This is a genomic window from Burkholderia ubonensis (assembly GCF_902833085.1).
Taxonomy (GTDB): domain Bacteria; phylum Pseudomonadota; class Gammaproteobacteria; order Burkholderiales; family Burkholderiaceae; genus Burkholderia; species Burkholderia ubonensis.
Genome location: NZ_CADFEB010000014.1, coordinates 12,083 through 27,892 on the forward strand (window position 1 = coordinate 12,083; position 15,810 = coordinate 27,892).

General features: G+C 64.8%; 13 protein-coding genes. 9 read left to right on the top strand and 4 right to left on the bottom strand.

The genetic code is table 11. From position 1 onward, the window contains the following. Positions 1-5 precede the first annotated feature (5 nt). The 5 genes from HWX31_RS32450 to HWX31_RS32470 are packed head-to-tail and all read left to right on the top strand — an operon-like array spanning position 6 to position 3,972. On the top strand, positions 6-596 hold the full coding sequence (locus tag HWX31_RS32450; protein WP_042583028.1) for an aminodeoxychorismate/anthranilate synthase component II: 591 nt from the start codon (positions 6-8) through the stop codon (positions 594-596). A 13-nt stretch (positions 597-609) separates the two neighbouring features. Next, positions 610-1,641 carry an anthranilate phosphoribosyltransferase gene (gene trpD / locus HWX31_RS32455; protein ID WP_059612173.1) on the top strand — a complete coding sequence of 344 codons (1,032 nt, stop codon included), beginning with the start codon at positions 610-612 and terminating at the stop codon, positions 1,639-1,641. A 37-nt stretch (positions 1,642-1,678) separates the two neighbouring features. Beyond that, positions 1,679-2,464: an indole-3-glycerol phosphate synthase TrpC gene (trpC, locus tag HWX31_RS32460; RefSeq protein WP_174959575.1), complete on the top strand. Its 786-nt coding sequence runs from the start codon at positions 1,679-1,681 to the stop codon at positions 2,462-2,464. Further along, positions 2,464-3,090: a CYTH domain-containing protein gene (locus HWX31_RS32465; protein WP_174959573.1), complete on the top strand. Its 627-nt coding sequence runs from the start codon at positions 2,464-2,466 to the stop codon at positions 3,088-3,090. Before trpC ends, HWX31_RS32465 begins: the two co-directional genes overlap by 1 nt. Before the next feature lie 6 nt (positions 3,091-3,096). Further along, positions 3,097-3,972: a uracil-DNA glycosylase gene (locus HWX31_RS32470; protein ID WP_174959571.1), complete on the top strand. Its 876-nt coding sequence runs from the start codon at positions 3,097-3,099 to the stop codon at positions 3,970-3,972. A gap of 107 nt (positions 3,973-4,079) precedes the next feature. On the opposite strand, the gene HWX31_RS32475 is transcribed toward HWX31_RS32470, so the two are convergent. The 4 genes from HWX31_RS32475 to HWX31_RS32490 form a co-directional block, all read right to left on the bottom strand. Continuing rightward, a complete protein-coding gene (locus tag HWX31_RS32475; protein ID WP_059612165.1) occupies positions 4,080-4,676 on the bottom strand; it encodes an FMN-dependent NADH-azoreductase in 597 nt (198 codons plus the stop codon). Between the two features lie 159 nt (positions 4,677-4,835). Then, positions 4,836-6,638: a M61 family metallopeptidase gene (locus HWX31_RS32480; protein ID WP_174959569.1), complete on the bottom strand. Its 1,803-nt coding sequence runs from the start codon at positions 6,636-6,638 to the stop codon at positions 4,836-4,838. Between the two features lie 106 nt (positions 6,639-6,744). Further along, entirely contained in the window at positions 6,745-7,473 is a 729-nt protein-coding gene (locus tag HWX31_RS32485) for a DsbC family protein (RefSeq protein WP_174959567.1), read from the bottom strand. 90 nt (positions 7,474-7,563) lie between these two features. Beyond that, positions 7,564-8,742, bottom strand: a complete 1,179-nt coding sequence (locus HWX31_RS32490) for a UbiH/UbiF family hydroxylase (protein WP_174959565.1) — start codon at positions 8,740-8,742, stop codon at positions 7,564-7,566. A gap of 244 nt (positions 8,743-8,986) precedes the next feature. Between HWX31_RS32490 and ychF the strand changes: the two genes are divergently transcribed. The 4 genes from ychF (at position 8,987) to HWX31_RS32510 (ending at position 15,810) form a co-directional block, all read left to right on the top strand. Beyond that, positions 8,987-10,081, top strand: a complete 1,095-nt coding sequence (ychF, locus tag HWX31_RS32495; protein ID WP_059612157.1) for a redox-regulated ATPase YchF — start codon at positions 8,987-8,989, stop codon at positions 10,079-10,081. A gap of 196 nt (positions 10,082-10,277) precedes the next feature. Continuing rightward, positions 10,278-11,489 (top strand): tyrosine-type recombinase/integrase, encoded by a 1,212-nt coding sequence (locus HWX31_RS32500; protein ID WP_174959563.1) that lies wholly within the window; start codon positions 10,278-10,280, stop codon positions 11,487-11,489. Between the two features lie 334 nt (positions 11,490-11,823). Beyond that, a complete protein-coding gene (locus HWX31_RS32505) occupies positions 11,824-12,885 on the top strand; it encodes a Fic family protein (protein ID WP_174959560.1) in 1,062 nt (353 codons plus the stop codon). Between the two features lie 126 nt (positions 12,886-13,011). Further along, on the top strand, positions 13,012-15,810 hold the full coding sequence (locus tag HWX31_RS32510) for a type I restriction endonuclease subunit R (protein ID WP_174959558.1): 2,799 nt from the start codon (positions 13,012-13,014) through the stop codon (positions 15,808-15,810).

Genomic DNA, 15,810 nt, shown 5'->3' on the forward strand with positions numbered 1-15,810 from the left:
TGACCATGCTGCTCATGATCGACAACTACGACTCGTTCACCTACAACCTGGTCCAGTACTTCGGCGAACTGGGCGAGGACGTGCGCACCTATCGCAACGACGAGATCACGCTCGACGAGATCGCACGCCTGAATCCGGCCGCGATCTGCCTGTCGCCCGGACCGAGCAATCCGCAGCACGCGGGCATCACGCTCGACGTGCTGCGCGAATTCGCGGGCAAGAAGCCGATCCTCGGCGTGTGCCTCGGCCACCAGGCGATCGGCGAGGCGTTCGGCGGCCGCGTCGTGCGCGCGAAGACCATCATGCACGGCAAGGTGAGCCGGATCGAAACCGACTGCCGCGGCGTGTTCGCGGACCTGCCGAAGCACTTCGACGTCACGCGCTACCACTCGCTCGCGATCGAGCGCGAATCGCTGCCGGACTGCCTCGAAATCTCCGCGTGGACCGACGACGGCGAGATCATGGGCGTGCGCCACAAGACGCTGCCGATCGAAGGCGTACAGTTCCATCCGGAGTCGATCCTGTCCGAGCACGGCCACGCGCTGCTCGAGAACTTCCTGAAAGACGCGCGCGCAGCCGCCGCGCACACTGCCTGACCGGAGCCTCACGATGACGATCACCCCACAGGAGGCGCTGCAGCGCACGATCGAGCACCGCGAGATCTTCCACGACGAGATGCTGCACCTGATGCGGCTCATCATGCGCGGCGACATGTCGCCGGTGATGGCCGCCGCGATCATCACGGGCCTGCGCGTAAAGAAGGAAACGATCGGCGAAATCACCGCCGCCGCGACCGTGATGCGCGAATTCGCGAACCACGTGCAGGTGGCGGACAACTCGAATTTCGTCGACATCGTCGGCACCGGCGGCGACGGCTCGCACACGTTCAACATCTCGACCGCGACGATGTTCGTCACGGCCGCGGCCGGCGCGAAGGTCGCGAAGCACGGCAACCGCGGCGTGTCGAGCAAGTCCGGCAGCGCCGACGTGCTCGAGGCGCTCGGCGTCAACATCGACCTGCAGCCGGACCAGGTGGCCGCGTCGATCGCCGAGACCGGGATGGGCTTCATGTTCGCGCCGAACCACCATCCGGCGATGAAGAACATCGCGGCCGTGCGCCGCGAGCTCGGCGTGCGGACGATCTTCAACATCCTCGGCCCGCTGACCAATCCGGCCGGCGCGCCGAACCAGCTGATGGGCGTGTTCCACCCGGACCTCGTCGGCATCCAGGTGCGCGTGATGCAGCGCCTCGGCGCGCAGCACGTGCTCGTCGTGTACGGCAAGGACGGGATGGACGAAGTGTCGCTCGGCGCCGCGACGCTCGTCGGCGAGCTGCGCGACGGCGAGGTGCACGAGTACGAGATCCATCCGGAGGACTTCGGCCTGCAGATGGTGTCGAACCGCTCGCTGAAGGTGGAAAATGCCGACGAATCGCGCGTGATGCTGCTCGGCGCGCTCGACAACCAGCCAGGCGTCGCGCGCGAGATCGTCACGCTGAATGCGGGCACCGCGCTGTATGCGGCGAACGTCGCCGCGTCGATCGCCGACGGCATCCAGCTCGCCCGCGAGGCAATCGCGAGCGGCAAGGCACGCGCGAAGGTCGACGAGCTGGTGCGCTTCACGCAGCAGTTCAAGCGCTGATCCGCCCTTTCGAACCCGAATCAAGCACGAGACTCCCATGAGCGACATCCTCGAACGAATCATTGCCGTCAAGCGCGAAGAAATCGCGGCGGCCATGCGCAGCACACCGCTCGAAGCGCTGAAGCTGGACGCGTCCGCGCGCGACCTGCGCGACTTCGTCGGCGCGCTGCGCGCGAAGCATGCGGCCGGCCAGCCCGCCGTGATCGCCGAAATCAAGAAGGCCAGCCCGTCGAAGGGCGTGCTGCGCGAGCACTTCGTGCCGGCCGACATCGCGCGGTCGTACGCGACGCACGGCGCCGCCTGCCTGTCGGTACTGACCGACGAGCAGTTCTTCCAGGGCGGCGTCCGCTATCTGGAGGAAGCGCGCGCGGCCTGCACGCTGCCGGTGCTGCGCAAGGACTTCATCGTCGACGCATACCAGATCCTCGAAGCGCGCGCGATGGGCGCCGACGCGATCCTGCTGATCGCCGCCGCGCTCGACACGCCGCTGATGCAGGACCTGGAGGCGTACGCGCACTCGCTCGGTCTCGCGGTGCTGGTCGAAGTGCACGACCGCGACGAAATGGAGCAGGCGCTGACGCTCAAGACGCCGCTCGTCGGCATCAACAACCGCAACCTGCGCACGTTCGAAACGTCGGTCCGGACCACGCTCGACATGCTCGACATGATCCCGCCGGACCGGATCGTCGTGACCGAGTCGGGCATCCTGTCGCGCATCGACGTCGATACGATGCGCGCGGCGAACGTGAACACGTTCCTCGTCGGCGAGGCGTTCATGCGCGCCGAGCAACCGGGCGAAGAGCTCGCACGGATGTTCTTCTGATGGCGATCGAAAAGGAAATCAAGCTCGCGCTGCCGGCCGGACAGGCCGCGGCCGCGCAGCAGTTCTGCGCGACGCTGACCGGCGAGCCCGGCCGCGAGATCGCGCTCGTGAACGTCTACTACGACACGCCGGATCTCGCGCTCGCCCGCTCGAAGAGCGCGGTGCGCGTGCGCCGCACGCCGCACGGCTGGCTGCAGACGTTCAAGACGGTCGGCACCGCGGAAGGCGGGCTGCATCGGCGTCACGAATGGGAACTGCCGGTGGCCGGCGACGCGCTCGAGATCGACGCGCTCGTCGCCGCGTGCGACGTGGCTGAAGCCGCCGACGCACTGCGCAGCGCGGCGCCCGCGCTGCGCGCGCTGTTCCGCACCGATTTCACGCGCACGCTGTGGCGCATCGCGATCGGCGGCGCGACCGTCGAAGCGGCGGTGGATCTCGGCGAGATCGTCGTTCAGACCGAAAGCGAAACGCGCCGCGAACCGATCAGCGAAATCGAACTCGAACTGATCGACGGCCCGGAGTCGGCGCTCGCAACGCTCGCCGCCGAGTTGCAGCAGGTGCTGCCCGGCCTCGCCCCCGAAAACATCAGCAAGGCGCAGCGCGGCTACCGGCTGCGCGCGCAATAATCACGCATGGCAACCCGCAAGACTTCCCGCGCGCCGCAGCAGGCGTCGCTGTTCGACGATCTCGTCACCGATACACCCGCCGGCTCCCCGTCACCCACGGCCGCCGCCCCCGCAGCTCCGGCGCCCGCCTCCTCGGCCGCGCCTGCCGCGACGCCGGGCGACATCCAGCATCTCGCCGCCCAATTCGATGCGCTGCCCGACACGTGGCGCGCGGTCCTCGCGCCGTTCGTCGCCAGCGACGCCTATGGCCCGCTGTGCCGCTTCGTCGACAGCGAACGCGCCGCCGGCAAGACCGTCTATCCGACCGACGTATTCCGCGCGCTGCGGCTCACGAGCCCGGACGACGTGAAAGTCGTGATCCTCGGCCAGGACCCGTATCACGGCGACGACCGCGGCACGCCGCAGGCGCACGGCCTCGCGTTCTCGGTGCCGCCGGCAGTCAAGCCGCCGCCGTCGCTGCGCAACATCTTCAAGGAAATCGCCGCGAACTTCGGCCACGACACGCCGCGTCACGGTTGTCTCGACTCATGGGCGCGCCAGGGCGTGCTGCTGCTCAACACCGTGCTGACGGTCGAGCGCGGCGCGGCAGCCAGCCACGCGAAGCGCGGCTGGGAGCAATGCACGGACACGCTGATCCACGAGCTGGCGAACCGCCATCGCGGGCTGGTGTTCATGCTGTGGGGCGCGCACGCGCAAGCCAAGCGCGCGCTGTTCGACGCCAACGCGCACTGCGTGCTCGAGGCGCCGCATCCGTCGCCGCTGTCCGCGCATCGCGGCTTCCTCGGCTGCCGCCATTTCGCGCTCGCGAACGATTACCTCGCGGCGCACGATCGCGCGCCGATCGACTGGCGCCTGCCGGACGAGGCCGAGACGTTCGCGTAATGCCGCCGCGCTTCCGGTTGTTGCCGGCCCCCATGCAAAAACGCCGCGCACCTTCCGGTGCGCAGCGTTTTTGTTTGCCTTGGCTGACGGACGCGCCGCCACCGGCCTTACACGGCGGCGATCGCTTCGCGTGCGCTGGCGAGCGCCGCACCTTGCGCATCCGGCCCCAGGTTCAGGCCTTCCGCATGAATGAAGTTCACGTCGGTCATGCCCACGAAGCCGAGGAACGTGCGCAGGAACGGGGTCTGGCTGTCGTTCGGCGTACCGAGGTACTTGCCGCCGCGCGCCGTCACCACGTGCACCTTCTTGCCCTTGATCAGGCCTTCCGGGCCGTTCTCGGTGTAGCGGAACGTGACGCCGGCGCGTGCGATCCAGTCGAAGTACGTCTTCAGTTGCGACGAGACGCCGAAGTTGTACATCGGCGCGCCGATCACGATGACGTCCGCGGCTTGCAGCTCGGCGATCAGCGCATCGCTCTTCGCGACGATCGCATTCTGTTCCGCGCTGCGCTGGTCGGCCGGCGTGAAGAACGCGCCGAGCACCGATTCGTCGAGATGCGGCAGCGCATCGGCCAGCAGATCACGGACCACGACCTTCGCGCCGGGGTTCGATTGTTGCAGCTTTGCCGTCAGCTCATTGGCCAGCAGCGTGGACTGCGCGCCTTGCGTACGCGCCGCGGAATTGATTTGCAGAATGGTCGTCATGTCGGGCTCCAGTTGGTTTGCGCTTGTTCAGCGCGAGTGACGCCATTGTGCTCGGCGCCCCCATCCCGAAAAAGCAGGCTCAAGGCGACGGATTGTTGCAGCAGCAGAACAATGCCTGATCGATCCCTCATTGCACCCTGATTGCTGGAGCCCGCCCGCTCAACCCTTCAGCCAGGCTTCCCGCGCGGTGCGCAGCGCCGCCGGTTTCGCCGCGGCGGTGAGCTTGTAGCGCGCGACCTCGGGGCCGTCGAGCTTCAGCTTCGCGGTGCGCAGCTCGTCGCGGCGAAACGCGTGAATCTCGACCTTGTCGCCCGGCCGGTAGCGCGCGAGCAGCGCATCGAGGTTCGTGCCGGTCACGCGCAGCCCGTCGAGCGCGATCAGCGTGTCGCCGGCCGACAGCCCGGCGCGGTGCGCGGCGCCGTCCTCGTAGACCGCCGCCAGCGTGCAGTCCGCGCCGCCGCGCAGGCGCGCGCCGATCGTCGGCTTCGCCTGCGCGCCGTTCGCGCCGAGATCCGGTTCGAGCGTCACGCCGAACGGCGCGAGCAGGTCGGCGAGCGGCAGGTCGCGCGTGCCGTGCACCGCATCGGCGTACAGGCGGCCGAGCGCGACGCCGGTCGCTTCCTCGATCAGAGCCTCGACCTCATCCTCGCCGACGCCGGCCTGCTTGCCGCGATAGAAATCGCGGCCGTAGCGCTGCCACAGCAGTCGCATCACGTCGTCGAGGGACTTGCGCTGGCGAGTCTGCGCGCGGATCGCGAGATCGAACGCGAGCGCGACGAGCGAGCCCTTCGTGTAGTAGCTGACGATCGCATTCGTCGCGTTCTCGTCCTGCCGGTAGTACTTGATCCATGTGTCGAACGAGCTTTCGGCGACGCTCTGCTTCAGGCGGCCGGTGCCGCGCTGCACGCCGCCGATCGTGCGGCCGAGCGTCGCGAAGTATTCGGCCTGCGACATCAGCCCGCTGCGCACCAGCATCAGGTCGTCGTAATACGACGTGAAGCCTTCGAACAGCCACAGCAGCGACGTGTAGTTTTCCTGCGCGAGGTCGTACGGCACGAAAGCCGCCGGCTTGATGCGCTTCACGTTCCACGTATGAAAGTACTCGTGGCTGCACAGGCCGAGATACGTGCGATAGCCTTCCGACGCTTCCGGGCGGCCCTTCACCGGCAGATCGGTGCGGTTGCAGATCAGTGCGGTCGATGCGCGATGCTCGAGACCGCCGTAGCCGTCGCTGACCGCGAGCGTCATGAACACGTAGCGGTCCATCGGCGCCTTCTTCGACTTCGGCTCGAACAGCGCGATCTGCGCGTCGCACACGCGCTTCAGGTCGGTGCGCAGCCGCTCCATGTCGAGCTGCGTCACGCGCCCCGCGACCACGATGTCGTGCGGCACGCCGTGCGCGTCGAACGTGCCGAGCGCAAATTCGCCGATCGTCACCGGATGATCGATGAGTTCGTCATAGTTCGATGCGCGATACGCGCCGAACGCGTAGCGCTTCGTGCCGCGCGCCTCGGGCAGCGCAGTCGCGACGCGCCAGGTGCGGAACGCCGCGCCCGCAGGCTTCGCGATCTCCACCTCGCACGGCGCGTCCTCGCGGCCGACGGCGCCCAGAAACACCGCCGTGCCGTTGAAGAAGCCGCCCGTGTCGTCGAGGTACGCGGAGCGCACCGACAGGTCCCACGCATAGACGTCGTAGCGCAGCGTCAGCGCGCCCTTCACCGGCGCGGCCTGCCAGCTGCGCTTGTCGGTCTTCGCGACACGCACCTTGCGGCCGGCTTCGTTGAACGCCTGCAGCGTCACGATGTTGCGCGCGAACTCGCGCACGAGGTAGCTGCCCGGAATCCACACCGGCAGTGAGAACCGCTGCCCTTCCGGGTCGGGATCGGCGACCGTCACCGATACCTCGAACAGGTGCGCGGCGGGATCTTTCGGGGCAATCGAATAGCGGATCGGCGTTTTCATGGTGGGAATCGGTCGGGGAGGCGGCGTCAGAAACGACGAGAGGCGCCGGGCAGGAAGCCCGTGCGCCCCTCGCCGGCCGGGCCTGGGTGCCCGGCGCATCAAGCGGTTATTTGTTCGAGGCGAGCGCCTGATTCAGCTGCTCGGCGGACACGGCGCCCGGCAGGCGGCGGCCGTCCGGCAGGAAGATCGTCGGCGTGCCGGTGACGTTCATCCCGCGGCCGAGCGCGAGGTTCTTGTCGAGCGCGCTCGTGTCGCAGCTCGCGGCGTTCGTCGGCACGCGATGGTCGAGCATCCAGCCCTCCCACGTCTTCGCGCGGTCGGTCGCGCACCAGATCGCCTTCGACTTCGCGGTCGAATCCGGCGACAGCACCGGGTACAGAAACGTATAGACCGTCACGTTGTCGACCGACTGCAGCGTCGTCTCGAGCTTCTTGCAGTACGGGCAGTTCGGATCGGAGAACACGGCGATCTTGCGCGCGCCGTTGCCCTTCACGACCTTGATCGCATTGGCGAACGGCAGGCTCGCGAAGTCGATCTTGTTGATTTCGGCGAGGCGCGCCTCGGTCAGGTTCTTGCGCGTTTTCGCATCGACGAGATCGCCGAGCAGCACGTAGTCGCCGGACGCGTCGCTGTAGATGATCTGCGAGCCGAGATTCACTTCGTACAGGCCGGCGACCGGCGATTTCGCCACGCTCTTGATCGGCGCGTCGCCGCCGAGACGGGTCTGCAGCGTCGCTTTCAGCTTGTCGGTGGTCTGGTCAGCCTGCGCGGTGCAGCCCAGCGTCGCCGCGGCGACGGCCAGCGCCAGCGAGGCGATGCGGATCGTTTTTTTCATCGAGGTCTTCCTTCAGCTCATTCGGAGTGCACGGCACAGTGTACGCCGTAACGGAACCGACTCCGACCCGGGAAGTGTACGAAGGTTCGCTCAGCCGAGCGCGGCCGACACGAGCCAGCGCTTGACGAGCGGCTGCGCGCCGACGAACGCCATGCCCGCATTGCGCACCGCCTTCGCGAACGGGCCGGGCGCCGCGAACAGCCGCTGCAGGCCGTCGGTCGCGATCATCAGCGCGCGGATGTCCTCGCGGCGCGACCGCTCGTAGCGGCGCAGCAGCACGGTATCGCCGAGGTTGCGGAAGCTCTCCTTGCCTGCGATCGCATCGGCGAGCGCGGCGACGTCGCGCAGCCCGAGGTTCATCCCCTGGCCCGCGAGCGGGTGGATCAGGTGCGCGGCATCGCCGACCAGCGCGACGCGGGGCGCGATCAGCTTGTCGACGGTCTGCAGCGCGAGCGGGAAGCCTGCCGCCGGCGTCACGCATTCGAGCGTGCCGACCTGCCCGTGCGAGACTCGCTCGACTTCGGCCGCGAGCTGCGCGGGATCGAGCGCCAGCAACTGGTCCGCATGCGCGGTGTGCGCCGACCAGACGAGCGACACGTGGCCGTCCGGCAGCGGCAGCAGCGCGACGATCTCGCCGTCGCGGAACCATTGATACGCGGTCTCGCGGTGCGGCAGCGACGTCTTGAAATTCGCGACGACGCCCGTCTGCCGATAGTCGCGCCGCTCCACCTTGGCCCCCATTTGCGAGCGGACCCACGAATGCGCGCCGTCCGCGCCGACGACCAGATCGGCTTCGAGCACCTGCCCCGACGACAGCGTGAGCACGGCCGCGTCGTCGCGCACGTCGAAACCCTGCGCGCGCGCGTCGAACCACGTCAGGTTCGGCTGGAACCGCAGCGCGGCGTCGAGCGAAGTCTCGATCAGCGACGATTCGACGATCCACGCGAGCTGCGGCACCGACGCCTGGTACGCGGAGAAATGGAGTTCGGCGTGCGCATCGCCGTAGACGCGCATGTCGTAGACGGGCGCAAGCCGCGTGTGATCGAGCGCCTGCCAGACGCGCAGCCGTTCGAGCAGCGCCTGCGAGCTGGACGACAGCGCGTAGATGCGCGTGTCGAACGCGAGATCGGCGGGGCGCGGCGTCGCCGGCTGGGCGAGCAATGCGGTCTTGTAGCCGGATTGGGTCAGCGCGAGCGCGGCCGTCTTGCCGACGAGCCCGCCGCCGACCACGGCGACGTCGAAGATGTGGTGGGCAGTCATGGCGGGCATTATAGCCGCGGGGCCAAACCCTTATGCGGCCGGACTTTGCGGGAAATCAGGGGAATCGCTGGATAGCGCCGCCGCGGACGGCCGCGCGGCGTCGTCCGTTCGGCCGACGCCCGGAAACCGGCGCGGCGGCACGGTACAATAGCGCCTTTGAATGCCGGCTCGTCGCGCGACGCGACGGCCGTCCCCTTGTCCCGCGCCGCCGCGCCCCGCCCGGCCGCGCCGCTTCACCCGTTCGAAGGATTCCATGAGCCTCAAATGCGGCATCGTCGGCTTGCCCAACGTCGGCAAGTCCACCCTGTTCAATGCGCTGACCAAGGCCGGCATCGCCGCCGAGAACTATCCGTTCTGCACGATCGAGCCGAACGTCGGCGTCGTCGAAGTGCCGGACACGCGCCTGAAGGCGCTCGCCGAGATCATCAACCCCGAGCGTGTCGTGCCGGCCGTCGTCGAATTCGTCGACATCGCGGGCCTCGTCGCGGGCGCGAGCAAGGGCGAAGGCCTCGGCAACCAGTTCCTCGCGAACATCCGCGAAACCGACGCGATCACGCACGTCGTGCGCTGCTTCGAGGACGAGAACGTCATCCACGTCGCCGGCAAGGTGAGCCCGATCGACGACATCGAGGTGATCAATACCGAACTCGCGCTCGCCGACCTCGGCACCGTCGAGAAGGCGCTCACGCGCTACTCGAAGGCCGCCAAGTCGGGCAACGACAAGGAAGCGGCGAAGCTCGTCGCGGTGCTCGACAAGGTGCGCGCGCAGCTCGACCAGGGCAAGGCCGTGCGCGGCCTCGCGCTGTCCGACGACGAAGCGGCGCTGCTCAAGCCGTTCTGCCTGATCACCGCGAAGCCGGCGATGTACGTCGCGAACGTGAAGGACGACGGCTTCGAGAACAACCCGCACCTCGACGCGGTGCGCAAGTACGCGGAAAGCGAGAATGCGCCGGTCGTCGCGGTGTGCGCGGCGATCGAGGCGGAAATCGCCGATCTCGACGACGCGGACAAGGAAGCGTTCCTCGCCGACATGGGCATGGACGAGCCGGGCCTCGACCGCGTGATCCGTGCGGGCTTCAAGCTGCTCGGCCTGCAGACCTACTTCACCGCGGGCGTGAAGGAAGTGCGCGCGTGGACGATCCACGTCGGCGATACGGCCCCGCAGGCGGCAGGCGTGATCCACACCGACTTCGAGCGCGGCTTCATCCGCGCGCAGACGATCGCGTTCGACGACTTCATCGCGTACAAAGGCGAGCAAGGTGCGAAGGAAGCCGGCAAGATGCGCGCGGAAGGCAAGGAATACGTCGTGCATGACGGCGACGTGATGAACTTCCTGTTCAACGTCTGACGATTTTTGCTGGATCTCGGTGGCGTTCAGTAGCGCTTGGTGGATTGGTCGACCTTTTTTAAATCAATGGGTTGCGTAAACAATACGGCCTACCGAGCGTTCCTATTGTTCATCGAGGTCCAGAAAATTCGGGGGTAGCGTTGGGGGTACTCGTGTTCAACCGTGGGGGTACATCTCCCCGCAGTGGAGTCCAACGATGCCCGAGAATCTACTCACAGACCTCAAGGTCAGGTCGGCCAAATCGACTGATCGAGATTGGAAACTTTCAGACGGCGGGGGCCTGTTCCTGCTGGTCAGGCCCACCGGCGGCAAGCTCTGGCGGTGGAAGTACCGCCTGCAAGGCAGGGAGAACCTCTTTGCCATTGGCGGCTTTCCTCAAGTAAGCCTTGCGGAGGCGCGCGCGGTTCGAGAGAAAGCGCGTGCCTTGGTCAAGCAAGGTATCCACCCTGCGCATGAGCGGCAGCAGGCCAAGCAGCGCAATCTGGAGGCGCTGGAGGAACGCAAACGCGCCAAGGAAAGCTCGTTCGCCAAGGTGGCGCAGGCGTACCTGGCCGAGATCAAGCCTGTCTTTGCGCTCAGCTCCTACCGGACGAAAGAATCCCGTATCAGGAAGTACCTGTCGCCGAAGTTTGATGGGTTGCCGATGAGCGACATTGGCGTGAAGCAGATTCGCCCGCTGCTGGAGGAATGCAAGTCCCACGGAGCCTGGGCGGCCATTCACGTCAAAGGCGATCTGTCGGCGATCTTTGAGTTCGCAGTGGTGCGGGGGCTGGTCGAGGCAAACCCGATTCCCAGCCTGCGCGGGCTGCTGCGCGTGCCGTTCAGCGAGAGCAAGGCGGCGATGACGCGAGAGCAAATCCAGAAGTTCTATCAGGAGTTGCGCGGCTACCGGGGCTACCCGGAAACTTCGTTGTGCCTGCGGCTGATTGCGCTGACCGCCTGCCGTCCAGGGGAAGCGGCGGATGCCGAGTGGGATGAGTTCGACTTTGAGGATGCTCTGTGGCGTCGGCCTGCGGCGAAGATGAAAGCGCGGCGTGACCATGTCAGCCCGTTGTCCACGCAGGCCGTAGCGGTGCTGAAAGACTTGCAGCACATCACGGGCGGCGGGCGCTATCTGTTCCCGCACCGGAGCGGCAAGGGCTTCACCACGCCCAATCGGCTGACCTACGCAATGCGCGACATGAACCTGGGCCGGGGTACGACACCGCATTGCTGGCGGACGACCTTTTCCACCTGGGCCAATGAGAACGGATACCGGCCTGATGCGATTGAGCGGCAGCTTGCCCACGTGGAAAGCAACAAGGTGAGGGCGACGTACAACAAGGCGCTGCTGCTGGATCAGAGAAGGACACTGTTGCAGGACTGGGCGGACTATCTGAGTGCTGCGGAGGGCAGCGGCACAGCATAGAGACGGTTTGGCCGGGTATCGCAGCAGCGAGTGGGCAGAACGGCCTTTTCTTTTCTGGATAGGGCCGTTGTCCCTTGAGTGCCATTCCCTTGCCGTTTGCCTTTGCCCTGAGTTGTGGGCCTGAGAATGGGGTAAACAATGGAGTAAATAGGGTAATTGTGAAATTATTGCCCTTTTAGGCATTTCCTTCCTGGTCGGCCATGCCAGCCCCTCGCGACCGGGCCTACTTTCAGGAAACGGGGTAATCAAACACCTTTAATGAGGTATTTATGGAGACAATGCCCCATTTAAAGGCTATGATTACCCCCTTTACACAGCCTGGACTTACATTTACATGCACTCGCTCACGCCCGAGTACCTTGCCGCGCTTCGCTTCGATGGCACTCAGGCCGCCACGTTGCGCACACTGGGCGAGTACCAGGGCAAGCAGCAACTCTACGCCGCGCAGTCGCCCGAAGCCCTCAAGGGCCTGCGCCAGATCGCGGTGGTGGAGTCCACCGAGTCATCCAACCGGCTGGAAGGCGTTGTCGTCGCACCCTCGCGGTTGAAGTCTCTGGTCATCCGCAATGCAACGCCAAAGAGCCGTTCCGAACAGGAGATCGCCGGCTACCGTGACGCCTTGGCGCTGATCCACGAATCGGCCGCGCACATGCCCTTCAGCGAGGGCGTAGTGCTGCAACTGCACACCCTGCTGTACCGCTATATGCCGCAGGCGGGCGGGCGCTGGAAGGCTACCAACAACGACATCATCGAGCGTCACCCGGATGGCACTTCGCGTCTGCGCTTCCAGCCAGTCGCTGCGCACCTCACGCCCATGGCTATGTCCGATCTGACCGGGCGCTACGCCACCGCGCTGGATCAGCACCTGGCCGACCCGCTGGTACTGGTGCCGCTGGCGATGCTCGACTTCCTGTGCATCCACCCTTTCCCGGACGGCAACGGTCGCATGTCCCGCTTGTTGACCCTGCTGCTGCTCTACCACTTCGACTATGCAGTGGGTCGCTACATCAGCTTGGAACGCATCTTCGAGGACACCAAGGAAGGCTATTACGAGACGCTGGAAGCCAGTTCGCAGGGCTGGCACCAGGGGCAGCACGACGTAAAGCCCTGGCTCGACTACTTCTGGGGTGCCTTGCTACGAGCCTATCGCGAGTTCGAGGAGCGTGTCGGCACCATTGAGCGTGGCCGTGGCAGCAAGGGCGACCGGGTGCGGACGGAAGTTCTGGGGCGCACCCTGCCGTTCTCGATTTCCGAGATTGAAGAGGCCTGCCCGGGCGTGAGCCGGGACATGGTACGGCTGGTATTACGAGCGATGAAGTCAGAGGGACTGATCGAATCGACCGGCAAGGGGCGTGGAGCAAAGTGGCTTCGCATCAATCAAGGCGGTGAGAAATGAAGACTAGAAAAAGTATTTTTAGCCTCGACATCCGCGACGATCACACTTGCGGCAACGTGCCCACGTTCCAGACCGAGGAAATGGCCGCAGATAGCCAACGCTTCCGCATCACCAGGGAGGCTAGGCATGTCTAAATCCGAGGCACAGACACGAGCCGACTTGATTGACCAGCAACTCGCGTTATCAGGCTGGAACGTCAAAGACCCCACCCAGGTTGTCGAGGAATTCGACATCCTCACTGCCTTGCCAGTGGGCGTGGCCGAGCCGCGCACCCCCTACGAGGGCCACCAGTTCAGCGACTACGTCCTGCTCGGCAAAGACCGAAAACCCCTGGCAGTGATCGAGGCCAAGAAGACCAGCCGCGATGCCGCCATTGGCCGCGAGCAGGCCAAGCAATACTGCTACAACATCCAGAAGCAGCTAGGCGGCGAGCTGCCGTTCTGCTTCTACACCAACGGCCACGAGCTCTATTTCTGGGATCTGGAGAACGCGCCACCGCGCAAGGTGGTTGGCTTTCCCACCCGCGATGATCTCGAACGCTTCGCCTACATCCGTCGCAATCGCAAGCCGCTGACGCAGGAATTCATCAACACTTCGATTGCCGGACGTGATTACCAGATTCGCGCGATACGCTCGGTGCTCGAAGGCATCGAACAGAAGAAGCGCGATTTCCTGCTGGTGATGGCCACCGGCACCGGCAAGACCCGCACCTGCATCGCCATGGTCGATGCCTTAATGCGGGCTGGCCATGCAGAAAAAGTGCTGTTCCTCGTGGACCGTATAGCGTTGCGTGAACAGGCACTGGCCGCCTTCAAGGAGCACATGCCCAACGAGCCGCGCTGGCCCAATGTGGGTGAAAAGCTGATCGCGACGGATCGTCGTGTGTATGTTGCCACCTACCCGACGATGCTCAACATTATCCGGGACGAGGCACAGCACCTGTCGTCGCACTTCTTCGATTTCATCGTCGTCGATGAAAGCCATCGCTCCATCTACAACACCTTTGGCGAAGTGCTGGACTACTTCAAGACCATCACACTGGGCCTCACGGCCACACCGACCGACATCATTGACCACAACACCTTCCAGCTTTTTCATTGCGAAGATGGCATTCCCACGTTTGCCTACACCTATGAAGAGGCCGTGAACAACGTGCCGCCCTACCTCTGCAACTTCCAGGTCATGAAGATTCAGACCAAGTTCCAGATGGAGGGCATCAGCAAGCGCACCATTTCGCTGGAAGACCAGAAGAAGCTGATCCTCCAAGGCAAGGAAGTTGAAGACATCAACTTCGAGGGCACTCAGCTTGAAAAGCAGGTGATCAACAAGGGCACCAACACCCTGATCGTCCGCGAATTCATGGAGGAGGCCATCAAGGACGCCAACGGCGTGCTGCCAGGCAAGACCATCTTCTTTTGCGCCACCAAGGCCCATGCCCGGCGCATGGAAGAAATCTTCGACAAGCTCTACCCGCAGTACCACGGTGAGCTTGCAAAGGTGCTTGTGTCGGATGACCCGCGCGTCTACGGCAAAGGTGGGCTGCTCGATCAATTCACCAACAACGACATGCCTCGCATCGCCATCAGCGTGGACATGCTCGACACCGGCATCGATGTGCGCGAAATCGTCAACCTCGTGTTCGCCAAGCCGGTCTACTCGTACACCAAGTTCTGGCAGATGGTCGGGCGCGGCACACGCCTGCTGGAAACCAGCAAGCCCAAGCCTTGGTGCCTTGAGAAAGATGTGTTCCTGATCCTCGACTGCTGGGACAACTTCGAATACTTCAAGCTCAACCCCAAGGGCAAGGAGCTTAAACCGCAGTTGCCGCTCCCGGTGCGGCTGGTGGGCCTGCGCCTCGACAAGATCGAAAAGGCCAATGACAGCGGCCATGCCGACATCGCCACGCGTGAAGTCGCCAAGCTCCGCCTGCAGATTGCCGCGCTACCCAAAGAGTCGGTGGTGATCAAGGAAGCCGCCGCTGCGCTGGCGAAGCTGGACGACGACAACTTCTGGATCAGACTCAGCCACGACCGGCTGGAGTTCCTGCGCGCTGAAATCAAGCCACTGTTCCGCACCGTGTCCGAGGCCGACTTCAAGGCCATGCGCTTAGAGCGCGACCTGCTGGAGTACTCGCTGGCCGTTTTGAGCGAAGAAAAGGAACAGGCTGACACCCTCAAAGAAGGCATTGTCGAGCAGATCAGCGAACTGCCGCTCTCCGTCAGCTTCGTCAAGCAGGAAGAGGCCCTGATCCGCGCCGCGCAAACCAGCCACTACTGGGCCAAGGCGGATGAAGACGCCTTCGACGAACTGGTCGCCAAACTCGGCCCGCTGATGAAATTCCGCGAGCAATCCACCGGCCAGGAACAAACCCACCTCGATCTGGCCGATGAACTGCACAAAAAGGAATGGGTGGAGTTCGGCCCACAGCACGAGGCGGTCAGCATCACCCGCTACCGCGAAATGGTGGAAAACCTGATTGCCGAACTCACCGCGCACAACCTGGTACTGCAGAAGATCAAGAATGGCGAGGTAGTGAGCAGCGAAGAGGCCAACGAACTGGCCGAACTGCTGCACGAAGAACACCCGCACATCACCGAGGATCTGCTGCGTCAGGTCTACAAGAACCGCAAGGCGCGCTTCATCCAGTTCATCCGCCACATCCTGGGTATTGAAGTGCTCAGGAGCTTCCCAGACGAGGTCAGCGCCGCCTTCGACCAGTTCATCCGCGCCCACACCACGCTCAGCAGCCGGCAGATGGAATTCCTCAATCTGCTGAAGGGCTTCATTATCGAGCGCGAAAAGGTGGAGAAGAAAGACCTGATCAACGCCCCCTTCACGGTCATCCATCCGCAAGGCATCCGTGGCGTGTTCAGCCCACTTGAAATCAACGAGATCCTACAGCTGACCGAACGGTTGGCTGCCTAA